Genomic DNA, 16,835 nt, shown 5'->3' with positions numbered 1-16,835 from the left:
CTAAGTTTCGTGAGTAGAACAGGACCAACGGGTTTGCCACTCCAGTCGCAGTCGGAGACGGAACAATCTTTCGGGATTCCGTCCGTATTCCTACGGTCGGCGCATGCACCTGCGCCGCGCACGCTCATCGACATCGTGCGGGCCTCAGCCGAGGCCAACCCGGAAGCACCTGCCATCGACGACGGCGACACCACACTGTCGTACTCGGAGTTGCTCGACGAGATCGCGCTCGGTGCGCGCTGGCTCGGTGATGCCGGCGTCGGCGCAGGTGACCGCGTCGGAATCAGGATGCCGTCAGGTTCGCGTTCGCTGTACGTGGCGATCCTGTCGATCCTCGCGGCGGGCGCCGCCTACGTTCCCGTCGACGCCGACGATCCGGAAGAGCGCGCCGAGTTGGTGTTCGGCGAGGCGCAGGTAGCGGCGATCATCACCGGCGACGGAATCCAGCCGGGGACGGCGCCGAAGCGGCTCGAACATCCACCGGTTCGCGAACCCGAACCCGAGGACGACGCCTGGATCATCTTCACCTCAGGATCCACGGGCACCCCCAAGGGCGTCGCGGTCACTCACCTCAATGCCGCAGCCTTCGTCGACGCCGAGGCGCGCATGTTCCTCCAGGACGAGCCCATCGGGCCTGGTGACCGCGTCCTCGCGGGGCTCTCCGTGGCATTCGACGCGTCCTGCGAGGAGATGTGGCTCGCGTGGCGCCACGGCGCCTGCCTCGTCCCGGCTCCTCGTTCGCTGGTTCGCAGCGGCATGGACCTCGGCCCGTGGCTGGTCTCGCGTGACGTCAGCATCGTCTCCACTGTGCCGACGCTTGCGTCTCTGTGGCCGGCCGAGGCCCTCGAAGCCGTTCGACTCCTGATCTTCGGCGGCGAAGCCTGCCCACCCGAACTGGCCGAACGCCTGGCCGTCGAGGGCCGCGAGGTCTGGAACACTTACGGCCCCACCGAGGCAACCGTCGTCGCCTGCGGCGCACTGATGGACGGCAAGAGCCCCGTCAGCATCGGCCTCCCCCTCGACGGCTGGGACCTTGCCGTCGTCGACGCCCAGAGCAATCCCGTCGCGGTCGGCGAGGTGGGCGAGCTGGTGATCGGCGGCGTCGGCCTCGCCCGTTACCTCGACCCCGCGAAGGACGCCGAGAAGTACGCGTCGATGCCCTCGCTCGGGTGGGAACGCGCCTACCGAAGCGGCGACCTGGTCCGGCTCGAGACCACCGGCCTGATGTTCCAGGGCCGCGCGGACGATCAGGTCAAGCTCGGCGGCAGGCGCATCGAACTCGGTGAGGTCGACAACGCCTTGCAGAATCTGCCGGGTGTGAGCGGCGCTGCCGCAGCCGTGAAGAAGACGGCAGCCGGCAACCAGCTCCTCGTCGGGTACATCGCCAGCACGGATCCCGACTTCGACCTCAAGGCCGCTCATGCACTGCTCAGCGAGCAGCTACCAGCAGCCCTCGTGCCGCGTCTGGCGTTGATGGACGAACTTCCGACGCGTACGTCAGGCAAGGTCGACCGCAATGCGCTGCCGTGGCCGTTGCCCGGCGCCGGTGAAGATGCCGGGGCCGCGTTGGGCCTCGACGGCACCGCCGCCTGGGTTGCCGGTCTGTGGGGATCGATCCTGGGAGCCCAGATCACCGGACTCGACGACGACTTCTTCGAAGTGGGCGGCGGATCCCTCTCTGCTGCTCAGTTGGTGACCGCCCTGCGCGAGCGGTTCCCCGAAGTGACCGTCGCACAGCTCTACGACCATCCACGGTTGGGATCGCTCGCCGAATATCTCGACGAATTGGCACCCACCGAAACTGTGGAGCCGCGCATCGTCGCTCCAACACCCTTGAAAACTCAGCTGGCGCAGATCGCCGTCACCGTTCCACTCACGACGCTCACCGGACTGCAGTGGGTGACGTGGCTGGCGATCGCGAACAACGTCCTCGGCTGGTTCGTCGACGTCAGCTGGGCGCCCACGGTCTCGTGGTGGTGGATCCTGTTGGCGTTCATCGTGTTCATCACGCCGATCGGCCGTATGACCATCGCCGTCGTCGGGGCGCGCCTGCTCCTACGCAAGTTGGAACCAGGAACGTACCCGCGAGGTGGTAGTGAACACCTGCGTCTGTGGATAGCGCTGCGACTCACCGAAGCCAGTGGCGCAGCCAACCTTTCGGGCGCACCGTGGATGCTCTACTACGCCCGCGCCCTCGGCGCCGACATCGGCAGCGGCGTCGATCTCCACACACTTCCTCCCATCACCGGCATGCTCGAACTCGGTGACGGCTGCTCCGTCGAACCCGAAGTCGACCTCTCCGGCCACTGGATCGACGGCGACGTCATTCACATCGGCGAGATCAAGATCGGTGACGGCGCCTCCGTCGGTTCACGCTCGACGCTTCTGCCCGGCGCGCGTATCGGTCGGGACGCCGTCGTCGAACCCGGATCTGCGGTGTTCGGCCGAGTGAAGGCAAACCAGCAGTGGGCCGGATCCCCCGCCACCAAGGTCGGGAAAGCGAATCATCCTTGGCCGGCCGAACATCCGAAGCGCGCACCCGGCTGGGTGCCGGTATACGGCGTCACCTCGGTCTTCCTGGCCGGTATGCCGATCTTCGCTCTGATGGCCGGAATCGCCTTGATCGGTTGGTGGATCCGCGACACCGACACGCTCGCGAGTGCAGTGCTCCAATCGCTGATCATGCTTCCCGTCGCGACCATCCTGAGTTTGCTCGTCTTCGCAGTCGTCACACTGGTGGCCGTTCGTCTTCTCTCGATCGGGCTGACCCCCGGCTACCACCCTGTCCGCAGCCGCATCGGCTGGCAGGTGTGGGCGACCGAACGCCTGCTCGACTCGGCCAGAACCTTCCTCTTCCCGCTCTACGCGAGCCTGCTGACGCCGGGATGGCTCCGCCTCCTCGGCGCCAAGATCGGCAAGAACGTCGAAGCATCCACCGTGCTCCTCCTTCCCAAGTTCACGACGGTCGCCGACGGCGCATTCCTCGCCGACGACACCATGGTTGCGAGCTACGGCCTCGGCGGCGGCTGGATGCACATCGAACAGGCGAAGATCGGCAAGCGTGCGTTCCTCGGCAACTCCGGTATGACCGCACCCGGTCGTCGCGTCCCCAAGAACGGTCTCGTGGCGGTTCTGTCGGCCACCCCGTCCAAGGCCAAGTCCGGATCATCGTGGCTGGGTAGTCCACCGGTACGTCTGAGAAGGGCTGCCGGGGACACCGACGCCGCCCGCACGTTCAATCCGCCGATGAGACTCAAGATCGCCCGCGGAGTGGTCGAAACCTGCCGACTGATCCCCGTGATGGTCACGTTCGGCATCGGTCTCGGTGTTCTGTTTGCACTCGAAGCACTGGTCGGCGCCGTCGGATTCTGGTTCGCGGCTCTGTTGAGCGGCGTAATTCTGCTCGTCGCCGGAGCAGTGGCTGGCGCGATCACCATCGCCGCCAAGTGGATCGTCGTCGGACGCATCGCCAAGGTCGAGCATCCGCTGTGGAGTTCGTTCGTCTGGCGCAACGAGGTAGCCGATGCGTTCGTCGAAACCGTCGCGGCGCCGTGGTTCGCTCGCGCGGCGACTGGTACTGCCGTACTGAACATCTTCTTGCGTGGACTCGGGGCCAAGATCGGCAAGGGCGTTTGGTGTGAGTCGTACTGGCTACCCGAGGCAGATCTTGTGACTTTGGGCGACGGAGCGACAGTGGAACGGGGGTGCGTCGTGCAAACTCATCTCTTCCATGATCGGATCATGTCCATGGACACCGTCACCTTGGGAGCAGGAGCAACGCTGGGACCGCATTGTGTCGCGCTACCCGCAGCCGGCATCGGCGCGGGAGCGACGGTAGGGCCTGCATCTCTGGTGATGCGAGGTGACACCGTTCCGCCCTCCACCCGCTGGCAGGGCAATCCGATTGCACCGTGGGTGGCGTCGTGAAGCCGAACAGAATGCTCGAAGAGCCGCTCGATCCGTACCTGCCACACAACGGCAACCGCGGTTACCGCGTGTCTCGGTACGAACTGGATCTGACGTACAAGGTCTTCAGTAACCGTCTCGCCGGCAAGGCAGTCATCACCGCTGTCACCACCGAGAGCCGATCCAAGTTCAGCTTCGACCTCGCGCAGAACCTGCAGGTGTCCAAGGTGTCCGTCAACGGTGCCCGCGGCACCAAGTACGCGCACTTGAACAACAAGCTGATCCTCACGCCGTCTACCAAGATCCCCGCGGGCGGTGCCCTGTCGGTCACCATCGCGTACAGCGGCAACCCCGAGCCGATCAAGAGCCTGTGGGGCGAAGTCGGCTGGGAGGAACTCGACGAAGGAACTTTGGTCGCAAGTCAGCCCAACGGCGCGGCGTCCTGGTTCCCGTGCGACGACCATCCGATTTCCAAAGCGTCGTACCGCATCTCGATCACCACCGATTCCCCGTTCTATGCCCTCGCCAACGGCAAGCTGATCCGCAAGCAGACCCGTGCGAGTCAGACGACGTGGGTCTACGAGCAGACCGAACCGATGGCAACCTACCTGGCGACGATTCAGATCGGTCAGTACGAGCACCGACAGGTGAGCGCCGGGCCGGTACCGGTCTTCGCCGTTCACCCACCTCGGCTGCGCGCAGCGTTCGACGTCGACTTCGGGCGCCAACCCCAGATGCTGGAGGTCTTCGGAAAGCTGTTCGGCCCGTATCCCTTTGCCGACTACACCGCTGTGGTCACCGACGACGAACTCGAAATCCCCATCGAAGCGCAGGGACTCTCGATCTTCGGAGCCAACCACTGCACGGGTAGGCGCGGTTCCGAACGTCTTGTCGCACACGAGCTTGCCCATCAATGGTTCGGCAACAGCCTCACTCTCGGGCAGTGGTGCGACATCTGGCTACACGAAGGCTTTGCCTGTTACGCGGAGTGGATCTGGTCCGAGAATTCCGGTGGCCCATCCTCGAACCAACTCGCGACCAACGCCTATCAAGGGCTCGGGCGTAAATCTCAGGACTTGATCGTCGCCAATCCCGGGCCTGCCCTGATGTTCGACGATCGAATCTACAAGCGGGGCGCGTTGACTCTGCACGCCCTGCGCGGCGTTCTCGGAGACGAGAAGTTCTTCGAACTGATTCGCCAGTGGACTACGAAGCATCGGCACAGCACGGTCAGCACCGAGCAATTCACCGATCTCGCTTCACGTTTCACCGACACCCCACTGCGCCCTCTCTGGGATGCTTGGCTGAATCAACGCCCGCTACCTCGGCTTTGACGCTTTCCCCCAGCCGTAGCACCACGCCGAAACATTCCGAATGCGCCGATTAGCTTTGTCTTACCTTTACTATAGAGGTGGGCCGAGGGACGACCCCGACAACACAATTCTCAGGGCACGCTTCCTCGACAGGTAGATCGGGGGATCGATGTTCGTTGTATTCACAATATGTTTCGTGATCGGGGTCGTCGCCCTGATCGGAGCCTTTGCCGTCGGCGAGGTTGCAGATCTGGGCGGCGGCCACGCAGACGGGCTGCCATTTCTGAGCCTGACAACTTTGGCCACAGCACTTTTCGGCTTCGGCGCCGGCGGCGTAGCTGCCACTCTCGCGGACGCTCCGACGCTGGTAGCGGTGATTGCAGCACTCGCACTCGCCGCCGTTCTCGTTGTCGTCACGCGCGGCCTTCTTCTCCCCTATCTCCTTAAACAACAAGATAATTCGCACATCGGGCGCAATTCATACCACGGACTGTTGGGCACGGTCACCCTCACCATCGCAGCCGAAGGTTGGGGAGAAGTCTCGTTCGTCGACGCCGAAGGCAATCGCGTGCAGGCCAAGGCCGTCAGTGCACAGCCGATGGCGCTCACCACCGGCACCACCGTCTACATCGCCGATGTAGACGATCAATACCTTCACGTCGTCACGGTTGACGACGCGATCTAAGGACTCGATACATGCTGCCAATCATCATCATTGCGGTTGTAGTCGCAGTAATCATCTTCATTGTTCTCCCCGCGATCTACGTGAAGAACTACGTCAAGGTCCCGCCGAACGAAGTGGCGGTCTTCACCGGACGAGGCAAGCCGAAGGTCGTCCGCGGCGGTGCCCGGTTCAAGATTCCCGGCATCGAACGTGTCGATATCATGTCGCTCGAGCCGTTCAACGTCAGCATCAATCTCAAGAATGCGCTCTCCAACGACGGCGTTCCTGTCAACGTCGAGGCAGTCGGCCTGGTACGAATCGGTTCCGCCGACGAAGCGGTTCAGACAGCGGTGCAACGATTCCTGACTTCCGACCTGGACGAGCTCCAGCAGCAGATCAACGAAATCCTCGCAGGCAGCCTGCGCGGAATCACCGCGACCATGACGGTCGAGGATCTGAACTCCAATCGCGATTCGCTTGCGCGCAGTGTGGTCGAGGAGGCAGGCGGCGACCTCGCCCGCATCGGCATGGAAGTCGATGTCATCAAGATCGCGGGAATCTCCGACTTCAACGGCTATCTCGAATCGCTCGGTCAGCGCCGCATCGCCGAGGTCAAACGTGATGCCGCGATCGGAACTGCTGAAGCAGAGCGTGATTCGCAGATCCAGTCAGCAAAGGCGCGACAGGCAGGTTCGGTCGCACAGGCCGAGGCCGACACCGCGATCGCGAGTGCAAATCAGAAACGCGACGTCGAACTCGCTCGCCTGCGAGCACAGACCGAAGCCGAGAACGCAGAAGCCGACCAGGCCGGACCTCTCGCGCAGGCAACAGCCGAGAAGGCCGTCGGCATCGCACGGGAGCAGGCCGAGGCGGCCCGCGTCGAAGCTCGCACCGAGGTCGAGCGTCGTCGCGCCCAGCAATCGGAAGCGGCATTGCAGGCAGATGTCATTGCACCGGCCGAGGCCGAACGCCAAGCCTCCATCGCACGCGCAGAGGGTGAGCGACAGGCCGCGATCCTCCGCGCCCAGGCACAGGCCGAGTCAGCAAGGCAAGCCGGCGGCGCTCAGGCCGATGCACGAAAGCTCGTCGCCGACGCCGTTCGCTCTGAACAACAGGCTGATGCCGACGGCCTTCGAGCACGTCTGGAAGCCGAAGCCGACGGCCGCAAGGTAGCGGCCGATGCGGTTCGTGCCGAGCAACAAGCCGAGGCGGATGGTTTGCGTGCCAAGCTCGAAGCCGAGGCCGCCGGCAAGCGTCAGATCGCCGAGGCGCTCAATTCCTACACCCCGCAGGCCGCGCAGTTGCTCACTCTGCCTGATGTTCTGGCAGCATTGGTCGACGCCACCGCAGCAGCAGCGAAGCCGGTCGGCGACATCGATCGCATCTCCATCGTCGGCGGCAGTGACGGGGCCCAGGGTTCGATCGGCTCGATCCTGGGCATCAGCCCCCAGGTGATCGCCGGCGTCATCGAAACTCTCGAAAACTCAGGCGTCGATATCACCGGATTGCTCAACGGCCTGAACAAGACCGCATCGGTTCCGGTTGGTTCGGTACACAATTCGGTCCACAATTCGGAAAACGGTTCCGCAACTGTAGACGCGTGATTTCGCCCCGGTCCGCCGACCCTCGCAGGTGTCGGCGGACCGGACGGCATCACGCGCTCGGAAGATGTGAACGCGACTTGAAGAGAATCAGAATCAAGCAGGCAGCGGCGGCGGCTGATCCGAACAGAAGAGTCACCGTGTAGCTCAGCGCCGGAATGCTTTCCGACAGCATCGCCAGCAACGCAGGCACAGCAAAACCGATGTAGGTGATCGAGTAGAACACCGCGGTCAGTCCTGCCAGATCGTCCGGCCCCGCGATTCGCTGGATCTCCAGCAACCCGGAAACCAATGCCATGCCGTACCCGCAACCGAGGATCGCTGCAGCCACGATCGCGATCGCCACGGTCAGCGTCGACGCAACCAGAGCAGCGCCGGCCATACCGACCACCAGAAACACCAGAGCCACAACGGCGCCGCGCGCGCTGCGGTCGGTATCGATCTTGCGCCCCAACGACTGAATAGCGAAGCCACATGTCAGCGCGACCATGCACAGCAGAGCCGAAAAGGCCACGGGCGCATCGCCACTGTGCCCGGTCATGAGCGCCGGAATAACTGCATACGCGACACTGGCAGCACCGAACACCCACGGCGCCAACGGAACAACGACGTAGAGGAATCTACGATGACCTGCCGAGGGGATCTTGAGGTCGTCGATCAACCTGCGTCGGTCGGATTTCGCCTGTGCCGGTCGTGTTTCGGGAGCACGCCACAGTGCCATGGCCGCGAGGACGGTGATCGCGATGTGCAGGACGTACGCCAACACACTCGGCAGGGGCGCCCACTGCGCCAAGATTCCCGCGGCACCCGCCCCTAAGGCGAAGCCGGCAGTCAGACTCATCGCTGCTCGCCTGGCACCCGCGCCTTCCGACGCCGTCGAATCCCAAGGTTGCGTGGACAACTCCTTGACCCAGGAGCCGCCGACGGCCATACCAATCCCCAAGGCGATGCCGCAGAGGATTCTTCCCAGAATGAGAGCGGCAGCGGAGTCGGCCCCGAAAGCGAGCAGCGTCGAACCGGCGATCGCGATGATCGGCGCGGGGAGCATGATCGGGCGTCGACCCAATCGATCGGACAGCGGGCCGCCGAGCAGCAGGGCCGGCACAATTCCGACGACGTAGGCGAAGAGGAAGAAGTCGACCATCACCGGCGAATAGCCGTGATCGAGTCGGTACATCACCAGAAGTGGCGTGAATTCGTTGCCGCCCCAGGCCGCGGCGAACATGCTGGCGGCAACGGTCAGCCACAGCCATTTTCCGCCGGTGCCACGTTCACTGCCTGGACGACGTTCGGCTGCGGTCCCAGCGTCTATCGTTTGGGTGCTCATCACAGAGTTCCTTCGAAGCCGAGGCCGTGCACCTGGCGCATGTGTGTGAGGACGGCAGTGTTGTATCCGTCTGCATCGCCTGTTTCGACGAGGTCGGTAAGCGCGGTGTGGTCGGCAAGGATGCGAGACAGTTGGCCGGGGTCGCGTGAGATCGACCGCGCTGTCATCCGTCGTTGCCTGTCGCGCAGACTCGCGTAGAACGAGTCGAGCAAAGGGTTCCCACCGGCGGCAACGATCATCTTGTGAAAGTCGGCATCGATCGCGCTGAACGCGGCAACGTCCCCGCGATCAGCAATCTCCCGTTGCTCGATCAGATTCGCGCGCAACGCTGCGACCAGCGCTTCACGTGCGTGCGGTCGGACCGACACCACTCGAACGCTCTGAGTCTCGACGAGCTGTCTGGCACTGACTACGTGTTCCGCTTCCCCATCCGCGACCGGGACGATCAGCGCCCCCTTCTTCGGGTAGAGGCGCATCCAACCTTCCGACTCGAGACGCAGAAACGCCTCACGCACCGGCGTTCGGCTCACATTGGTCCGAGCGGCGATGTCACCCTCGCTGATCAGCTCCCCGCCGGCGAGTTCGCCGGAAAGGATCAGCTCCTTGACTTCGCGGAAGACGTTTTCCGAAGCGGAATACAACATAGACACAAGATGTATTTATACTCCACGCTGGCGGAACCCAGACATTCGGGTCGCCGATCCGAACATCTCGGTCCAACACGGCATCGATCCAGCTAGCATTGCAAGGTGCCAGACAGAAGAGGAGTCAGTTCACGATGAACGGCGCACGCTCCCGCCATCGCAGACTGACGCACTCATGACGTCGCAGATGAAGTCCATGAGGACCCTGACCCGCGAGTGGCTGGCCCTCCCCGATCAATACGACCGATTCACTCGCTATCTCCGCGACAACGGCCTCACGACCGCCACCCGGCTATTACTTGGCATCATTGTCATCGGACTGGGCGTGTGCGCACTACTCAACAGATTCAGTCCGGCCGGTCCGACAAGCACGATTGCGCTGTTCTTCAACACTGTTGTCGTGATCTCGTGCTTCATGGTCGGAGTCTCATGGTGGGTCTTCGGCCCGACAAAGCGCCGCTCGTTCGGTTTCGTAGTCTTCTGCGACATCGCAGTCACAATTTCCGTACTTGGAGATTCCTCGCAGCTTGCGCGATTACTTACCTGTGTCATCTACGCGCTGATCGGTATCTACATCGCCTATTTTCACAATCCGAAGTTGCAGATCGCACACCTGACCTTCTCGGTTGTGATGATCGTGGTGGCTGCGCAGCCGATCCTCTTCGGGCCGGAGCGAGATCCTGCGCTCGGTGTTTCGAAAGTGCTGGTTGTCGTCACCGCACTCGTGGTTTGTGCGTTCATCTCGCAGATCGTGCTGACGATGCTCAGCATGGACGCGTCCAGCTCCGACCTCGATCCCCTCACCGGGCTCCTGAACCGTCGTGGCCTCGACCGCCACGTCGAGAAGGTACTCGCGGAGTTCCAGCGTCAGGAATCGGCGGCACTACTCGTGATCGCGATCGACATCGACCGGTTCAAGACGATCAATGACGTACACGGTCACGACGTGGGCGACCGCATAATTCTCCGGGTTTCACAGCGGTTGTCCGCCTGGGCACATGCCGATGCTGTTGTCGCACGGGTCGGCGGCGACGAATTCATCCTCGCTCAAAGACTTTCCGTGCCGGCCATCGGCCCGATGCTCGACTCGATCGGACCGGCAATGCACTCGAATACCGACGAGATACCGTCGACATCGAGCATCGGAATCGCCGTGCGTACCCACAAATTCGTCGCCGGAGAAGAGCGTGCAACAGCGTTCACCGACATGCAGAAAGTCGCCGATTCGGCGATGTACGAAAGCAAGAGACTCGGCGGCGGACGTGTTCACACGATCGTCACCACCGCGAGCAGGTAGCAGTACGTGAGTTCTCAGTAATAGACCGGCCCCGGCACTCCTCCACCCGCTGCCACCGCGTCACCGGTGATCGCGATGCTTCGCGGCGATGCCAGGAAGGTCACGACATCAGCCACCTCTTCGGCGTCGATGATCCGGTGTATCGAATTCGTCGCGATACCCCGCTCCACCTCCGCCTGCGAGCGGCCGGATTCTTCCGACTCGCGCGCAATCCGCGCGGTCAACCTCTCGGTCCGCGTCACGCCCGGATGGACGACAGTGACGTTGATTCCCTTGGGGCCCAGCTCGTCTGCAAGATTCTTGGTCAGCGCAGACACACTGACGTTGCGGATCGTGTGGGCGATCGAGGTTGCCTGTCTGGCGCCCAAACCGCTGATGTTGATGATCCGACCCCAACCCTGATCGATCAGATACGGCGCCACAGCACGCGCAGTGCGCAGGTAGCCGAGCACTTTCACTTCGACTTCGTCGCGCACGACGTCGTCTGTGGTCGCCTCGAAATCCGTCGGCTTTCCGGCGCTGAACGGAGTCGCTGCCGAGTTGACCAGAATGTCGACGCCGCCGAACTCCTTTACTACTTGCCGCACCGACGCCTGAACCGCATCGTCGTCTCGCGTATCCGTCATGACTCCGATCGCACGAATTCCGAACTCCGAAACCAAATCTCGTGCAACGCTTACGACGGTTTGCTCAGTGCGCGCGAGTATCGCGATGTCGACCCCTTCAGCAGCCAGACCTCTGGCGATTGCCAGACCGATCCCCTTGCTACCACCGGCAACGATCGCACGCTTTCCAGACAGGTGAAGATCCATACCTGCGACACTATCCAACAGGCGATCCCCGATCTCTACGAAGAGGGATCGGGGACCGACTGGATTGTTTCTGTGTCTCAGACCATCAGATCCGCGTACAGGTAGACATTGTCGGCGTAGTTACCCACACCGTCCTCGAATTGCAGTTCGCCGCCGCAGGTTACGACTGCCAACTTTCGAGGGCCATCCGGGCCGGCCAGCACGCTTTCCTCCACGCCATCGGCCTTCGGGCGTGTCGTCACCGCAGTCACCTTCCACGACGTGCTCTTGCCCGTCGCGTCGGATGTACGGATCACTTCACCCGGTTCGATCGTGCCCAGGTCGAACAGTGCACCGTTACCCTGGCCGGCCAAATTGACATGTCCGGCAATCAAAGTCGTGCCGGTGACCGAGTCGAGCGAGGCGCCGTCGAGCCAGATTCCGACGTTCTTGACGTTCTCCGGCGGAGTGAGAACTCCTTCCGGCACGGTGGCGTCCACGATCGACGCCTGAACACCGACCGGGTCGAGCGAGAGGGTGTTGGGAGTCATCAACTCATCCGAAGGCGCTGCCGGATTCGCAGAGTGCGACAGGACAACTCCCGGACTCACAACTCCCGGACTCGGCGGGATCGCAGCATCGTCATCAGAGGATCGCAGGCCGACGAAGGCCATGGAAGCACCAGCGACCAACACCGCGATGAGAGCCAGAATGAACGCGACACGACGCCCTTTGCCTGGCCTCGTGGGTTGATCATGGTTGGGATCGTCGTATGGATTGGATGGATTGGGATCCGACTCGTACATGGTCATCGAACTGTCTCCTGCGGGATGAGGCACCCCCGGCGCCTCTTGCGAATTGACGCCCCCTGCGTCTGATCTGTGTCGGCACCGATCACACAGCCTGTGATCGGTGCCGACGTCTACTACATCTGCCTGGCGTCAGGAACGCTTGCGGCGGAGAGCAACTGCTCCGGCGGCAGCCATTCCGACAAGCCCGAGGCCCGTCACTGCGACGGCAACGTTACGGCCTGAATTCTGTTCAGCGGCACCACCGTCGATGGCAACCGGGCGAGGTCCGGTAGCCGGCTTCGGAGCGGACGGCGCCGGAGCAGCGGGAGTTGCAACCGGCTGCGACGGAACAGGCGCACCCGGAACTACGGGCACGACCGGCACAATCGGAACGATGGGCACGATCGGAACAATCGGCACGATGGGCACAATCGGAACGACCGGAGTTGCAGGCGTCGTGGTTGCCGGTGTCGTTGTTGCCGGTGTCGTCGTTGCGGGTGTCGTCGTGGGCGCTGCTGCATATCCGACGCTGGCAGACGCATTCATCAACGCCGGCCGAACGGTGTCGAACGACGCGAAGACCTGGCACTGTGCGCCTGCCGTGTTCCAGTGCAGGTTCTCGACCGAATCCGGAATGACGCTTGCGGTCACGGAGTAGTCACCGCCGTCCGCAGCGGTGAGGCATAGATCCACGGCAGTCGGTGCGTCGCCGCGGCCGTCGACCGTCAATTGGTTTGCACTCAACGTTGCCTTGGCGTTGTCGCCACAGACGGTGAGTTCGGTGCCCGCCGAGGACTGAACATTGATCGGCTTCCGGTACATATTCGTGTTCAGGGTGAATACGGCAGTCTCGCCTGCCTTCAAAGTTCCCGTCGCGGGCGTCTTGCGAACGAGGTCGAGCGTCTGCGTGACGTTCATGATCTCGACGATGCGAGCTCGCTCGTCGTCGCCGATGTTCCTGTCGCACAGGCTTTTGAAATCGGCCATCAGCGGATTGTCGTAGTCCGAAACGCACCACACCAGCGTCTGCCGCGCCGAACGTGCATCCTCACTGCCATTTCCCGAAACGACGCCGTCGAGCTTGGCGGGATTCTGCAGCAACCAACTGATGACAGCGAGATCGTCGGCTGACAGATCGGGATTGCCCGATGACGGAACCGTCGCACCCATCTCGTCGTTGTGCTTGTCCACGGGCAAACCGTTTTCGTCGACGCCGGCACATGGATCGAGATCGAAGTCCGTGCAGTACATCCATTCCGACTTCGCAATTCCGTCGACGTCGCGGACACCGCAGACCGGAGCATCCACCGCGGCCGATGTACCCCGATCGGTGGTGCCGTACATCGGCACGATGTTGCCGTCGTTGAAGTGATCCAGCCGAATGCCAGAGATGTCGAGCATCTGCTCTGAGGGCGTGTACTCGGTGCCCTCACACAACCCGGCGGTGAACGCCGGAGCAGCCGCGGTTCGCACCGGCATCGGCGCGGACACAGCTGGTGAAGCAAAAGCAACGCTACTACCGGCCACCGTTGCGGCAATAGCTGCAGTTAGCGAGAGCCGGAGAACAAGCGGCCTACGCCGTGAACCAGACACAGTCATCAAAGCTTCCCTTTCAAGACATTTCGGTAGCGGGAAGGTTGCTTGGATTCCCAAGGCCACGCCACCCAGCGCTCACTTCCGAGAGGATCGGCTGATCGCTTTTGGCAACCAGCCAGTTACTAGATGGCAATGTAGTGCATGTTTCAAGAAAGTCCACCCGATCGTCGAGCCCCCGTACGCAGCTTGAACCTCCGGACGACGAGTTAGCCAATAAGATGACTGCACCTTTGTCCAACCGCACAACTATCGCGATCAACTCAAAATCGGCTCACGTAACCGGGGCGTTTCCGGCATTCCTCCGACGCTAGCCGGTCGGTAACTCGGACATTCTGGGGAAACTCACAGGAAGGGGCGTTTTCAGCGCGCACACAAAAGAAGGGGTCCGCAATGCGGACCCCTTCACCGGAACTTCCAACCGAGACTGCTTTGTCTGGATTCAGACAACTTGCAGATACTCGGAACAATCCACCGATTTCCTAAATGTGATTTGCCTCACATTTAGAGAATCTGTTGGTTTTGTTCACAGTCTTAACCAATCTTTTGGTCCTCTTTGTGGCGATTACCCAGATCTCCGACGGCGGAAATCTGCCCCCGACAGAGAGCGGAGTACGAGCCTCGGATCAGTCTCGGACCGGAGGCGCCTTCCTTGTGGTAACCGCAATGCGATTCCACGCATTGATCGTGAAGATGACGCTGATGAGCTGGGCCAGTTCCTCGTCCGAGAATTCGCCGGCCGCCTCGCTGTACACCTCGTCCGGAACGAAACCGTCGGTAAGGACTGTCACGGCCTCGGTCAAGGCGAGCGCGGCACGTTCGCGATCGGAGTACATCCCTCGCGCTTCTTCCCACGCGTTCAGTAGGTAGAGCTTCTGCTCCGTGACGCCGACCTTTCGGGCGTCTCGAGTGTGCATGTCCAAGCACCACGCGCAATGATTCAGCTGCGACGCACGCGTGAGGACCAGCTCGACGAGCGTCGGCTCCAGTCCCTTGCGCGCAGCGGCATCCAACGCAATCATCGCCTTGTAGACCTCGGGCGCCAGCTTTGCGATATCCAGTCGTTGGCCTGTTGTTGTAGTCATACTCAAACCGTAATCCCGAAAAGACCCCGAATCATGGTTCAATCCGGTGATGAATTCATGGGCCAATCTTGGGTTCGATCTGCATATCGAGCTGCCACAGGGAATCGGGATTCGCGCTGCGCTGCTTCAGACGCTTCGCGACGCGATCGACAGTGGACTGTTGAAGCCCGGCACCAGACTCCCACCTTCCCGCACCCTCGCACTCGATCTCGGAGTTGCCCGAAACACCGTTGCGGACTGCTACGCCGAGCTCGCCGCCGCTGGTTGGCTTGTCACACGGCCGGGTTCCGGGACCGTGGTCGCCACGCTCGCCAGCACACACAGTCGCGAGGTCGATCCATCGCCGACCCGACGGCGCTTGACCTACAGCCTTCTCCCCGGATCGCCGGACGCGTCGGCGTTTCCCCGCACTGCATGGATTTCGTCCGCCAGACGTGCTTTGACCACCGCGCCGACCGACGCTTTCGCGACCACTGATCCCAGAGGCCGAGTCGAACTCCGAAACGCCCTCACCACATACCTGAGCCGCACCAGAGGCGTTCGCGTCGATCCGAGCCGCATTGTGATCAGTGCCAGCTCGGGTCACGGGATCTCCCTCCTCGCCCGTGCACTCGGAGGAACGATTGCGGTCGATGCTTTCTGCCTTCACCTGCACCGACAGTTGCTCGTCGACGAAGGACTGCTGACAATTCCCATTTCGGTCGACGAATCAGGCACTTGCACTGACGAATTGGCGTCAACACCTGCTGAGAGTGTTCTGCTGACGCCGACGCATCAGTTCCCTCTCGGAGGTCCCCTCACGCCGGCGAGGCGCGCGACCGCTCTCGAATGGGCCTCGACTACCGGTGGCGTCATCATCGAGGACGACTACGACGGCGAATTCCGTTACGACAGAAAGCCTGTCGGCGCACTCCAAGGAATCGCGCCGCAGCACGTTGCATACCTCGGCACTGTCAGCAAGACACTGTCGCCGGCCATTCGCATCGGATGGATGGTGTTGCCGGACAGGCTGATCGAACCCGTCCTCGCAACAAAGGGACCCTACGAACGCTGGGTAAGTTCAACGGATCAATTGACCTTGGCAGACTTCATCGAATCCGGAAGATTCGACAGCCATATTCGAAAGATGCGTACCTCGTATCGACGACGACGCGATCAACTGGTTGCGACCCTTGCACAGCAAGTACCCCGGGCCAGGGTCGAGGGGATCTCCGCGGGTCTTCACGCTGTGATCCGCCTTCCCTCCGGCACCGAACAATCTGTTCTTGCGGCGGCGCAGGCGCACGATCTCGGGCTCGAAGGGTTGTCCGTCTTCCGACATCCCGACGTGTCGTCAGTCGGCGGTGACGGCATCGTCGTCGGTTACAGCACGCCGACGCAGTCGCAGTACTCCAGGACGCTGGATGTGCTCTGCGAGGTGTTGCAGGCGGCTCTGCGATAACGCCTGTCGGATCTACCCATTCGCTCACCTGCCCTGCCCTGCCCTGCCCTGCCCTGCCCTGCCCTGATGGAGTGAACGTACCGTTCATCTCGTTGGAGGCGGTGAGAGCGTCGTTCGCTCGATCCCGGACGGGGTGGTGAGCCGGCCGTGCGCCCGCCCCTAATGGTGTGAACGGTACGTTCGGTCGATCTGAGGCGACGAACGTACCGTTCGCTCGATCCGGGGGGTGCCGGCGACGGGATGTTTCGGGGTGTTTTGGGTACGAGAAAGCCCCCCCAACCATCACTGGTTGGGGGGGCTTCTCTTAATTTGTGTTCGGCGGTGTCCTACTCTCCCACACCCTGTCGAGTGCAGTACCATCGGCGCTGAAGGGCTTAGCTTC

At 62.3% G+C, this 16,835-nt stretch carries 12 protein-coding genes; 6 read left to right on the top strand and 6 right to left on the bottom strand.

Translation table 11 applies throughout. The annotated features are described in order from the left end of the window. Positions 1 to 33: 33 nt before the first annotated feature. From AC2ETI_RS29665 to AC2ETI_RS29650, 4 genes are all read left to right on the top strand, one after another. Positions 34 to 3,927 (top strand): Pls/PosA family non-ribosomal peptide synthetase, encoded by a 3,894-nt coding sequence (locus tag AC2ETI_RS29665; protein ID WP_003941141.1) that lies wholly within the window; start codon positions 34 to 36, stop codon positions 3,925 to 3,927. Positions 3,928 to 3,938: 11 nt separating this feature from the next. Then, entirely contained in the window at positions 3,939 to 5,240 is a 1,302-nt protein-coding gene (locus AC2ETI_RS29660) for a M1 family metallopeptidase (RefSeq protein WP_051119069.1), read from the top strand. A 148-nt stretch (positions 5,241 to 5,388) separates the two neighbouring features. Then, positions 5,389 to 5,904 carry a hypothetical protein gene (locus tag AC2ETI_RS29655; protein ID WP_063315111.1) on the top strand — a complete coding sequence of 172 codons (516 nt, stop codon included), beginning with the start codon at positions 5,389 to 5,391 and terminating at the stop codon, positions 5,902 to 5,904. 11 nt (positions 5,905 to 5,915) lie between these two features. Next, positions 5,916 to 7,487, top strand: coding sequence for a flotillin family protein (locus tag AC2ETI_RS29650; RefSeq protein WP_113682034.1), 1,572 nt, complete (start codon positions 5,916 to 5,918; stop codon positions 7,485 to 7,487). 49 nt (positions 7,488 to 7,536) lie between these two features. Here the strand turns inward: AC2ETI_RS29650 and AC2ETI_RS29645 are convergent, their stop codons facing one another. Together AC2ETI_RS29645 and AC2ETI_RS29640 are read right to left on the bottom strand one after the other, a co-directional pair. After that, entirely contained in the window at positions 7,537 to 8,811 is a 1,275-nt protein-coding gene (locus AC2ETI_RS29645; protein WP_029254359.1) for an MFS transporter, read from the bottom strand. Further along, on the bottom strand, positions 8,811 to 9,455 hold the full coding sequence (locus AC2ETI_RS29640) for a GntR family transcriptional regulator (RefSeq protein ID WP_042950544.1): 645 nt from the start codon (positions 9,453 to 9,455) through the stop codon (positions 8,811 to 8,813). Before AC2ETI_RS29640 ends, AC2ETI_RS29645 begins: the two co-directional genes overlap by 1 nt. A 175-nt stretch (positions 9,456 to 9,630) precedes the next feature. Between AC2ETI_RS29640 and AC2ETI_RS29635 the strand changes: the two genes are divergently transcribed. Beyond that, positions 9,631 to 10,752 (top strand): GGDEF domain-containing protein, encoded by a 1,122-nt coding sequence (locus AC2ETI_RS29635; protein WP_019746669.1) that lies wholly within the window; start codon positions 9,631 to 9,633, stop codon positions 10,750 to 10,752. Between the two features lie 14 nt (positions 10,753 to 10,766). Here AC2ETI_RS29635 and AC2ETI_RS29630 read toward each other — a convergent pair whose 3' ends face one another. The 4 genes from AC2ETI_RS29630 to AC2ETI_RS29615 all read right to left on the bottom strand — a co-directional run bounded on the left by AC2ETI_RS29630 (position 10,767) and on the right by AC2ETI_RS29615 (position 15,012). Then, complete coding sequence (locus tag AC2ETI_RS29630; protein ID WP_020968280.1) at positions 10,767 to 11,564, bottom strand: SDR family NAD(P)-dependent oxidoreductase; 798 nt, start codon at positions 11,562 to 11,564, stop codon at positions 10,767 to 10,769. A gap of 77 nt (positions 11,565 to 11,641) precedes the next feature. Further along, complete coding sequence (locus AC2ETI_RS29625) at positions 11,642 to 12,355, bottom strand: class F sortase (RefSeq protein ID WP_483634800.1); 714 nt, start codon at positions 12,353 to 12,355, stop codon at positions 11,642 to 11,644. 129 nt (positions 12,356 to 12,484) lie between these two features. Beyond that, positions 12,485 to 13,933, bottom strand: a complete 1,449-nt coding sequence (locus AC2ETI_RS29620; protein WP_308371843.1) for a hypothetical protein — start codon at positions 13,931 to 13,933, stop codon at positions 12,485 to 12,487. Between the two features lie 620 nt (positions 13,934 to 14,553). Next, positions 14,554 to 15,012, bottom strand: coding sequence for a carboxymuconolactone decarboxylase family protein (locus AC2ETI_RS29615; protein ID WP_021333711.1), 459 nt, complete (start codon positions 15,010 to 15,012; stop codon positions 14,554 to 14,556). Between the two features lie 49 nt (positions 15,013 to 15,061). Here AC2ETI_RS29615 and pdxR point away from each other — a divergent pair, with 49 nt between their 5' ends. Then, complete coding sequence (gene pdxR / locus AC2ETI_RS29610; protein WP_483634799.1) at positions 15,062 to 16,453, top strand: MocR-like pyridoxine biosynthesis transcription factor PdxR; 1,392 nt, start codon at positions 15,062 to 15,064, stop codon at positions 16,451 to 16,453. Positions 16,454 to 16,835 lie beyond the last annotated feature (382 nt).

The sequence above is a fragment of the Rhodococcus sp. MurmanLake-1 genome (assembly GCF_056945715.1).
The sequence above is the reverse complement of the archived record's forward strand: the minus strand, read 5'-3'. Positions and strand labels throughout refer to the sequence as shown.

Coding starts and splice junctions, on each gene's coding strand:
- AC2ETI_RS29630 (WP_020968280.1), bottom strand. CDS start 11,564: ATGGATCTTCACCTGTCTGGAAAGCGTGCGATCGTTGCCGGTGGTAGC.
- AC2ETI_RS29640 (WP_042950544.1), bottom strand. CDS start 9,455: ATGTTGTATTCCGCTTCGGAAAACGTCTTCCGCGAAGTCAAGGAGCTG.
- AC2ETI_RS29615 (WP_021333711.1), bottom strand. CDS start 15,012: ATGACTACAACAACAGGCCAACGACTGGATATCGCAAAGCTGGCGCCC.
- AC2ETI_RS29660 (WP_051119069.1), top strand. CDS start 3,939: ATGCTCGAAGAGCCGCTCGATCCGTACCTGCCACACAACGGCAACCGC.
- pdxR (WP_483634799.1), top strand. CDS start 15,062: ATGAATTCATGGGCCAATCTTGGGTTCGATCTGCATATCGAGCTGCCA.
- AC2ETI_RS29635 (WP_019746669.1), top strand. CDS start 9,631: ATGACGTCGCAGATGAAGTCCATGAGGACCCTGACCCGCGAGTGGCTG.
- AC2ETI_RS29650 (WP_113682034.1), top strand. CDS start 5,916: ATGCTGCCAATCATCATCATTGCGGTTGTAGTCGCAGTAATCATCTTC.
- AC2ETI_RS29645 (WP_029254359.1), bottom strand. CDS start 8,811: ATGAGCACCCAAACGATAGACGCTGGGACCGCAGCCGAACGTCGTCCA.
- AC2ETI_RS29620 (WP_308371843.1), bottom strand. CDS start 13,933: ATGACTGTGTCTGGTTCACGGCGTAGGCCGCTTGTTCTCCGGCTCTCG.
- AC2ETI_RS29655 (WP_063315111.1), top strand. CDS start 5,389: ATGTTCGTTGTATTCACAATATGTTTCGTGATCGGGGTCGTCGCCCTG.
- AC2ETI_RS29625 (WP_483634800.1), bottom strand. CDS start 12,355: ATGACCATGTACGAGTCGGATCCCAATCCATCCAATCCATACGACGAT.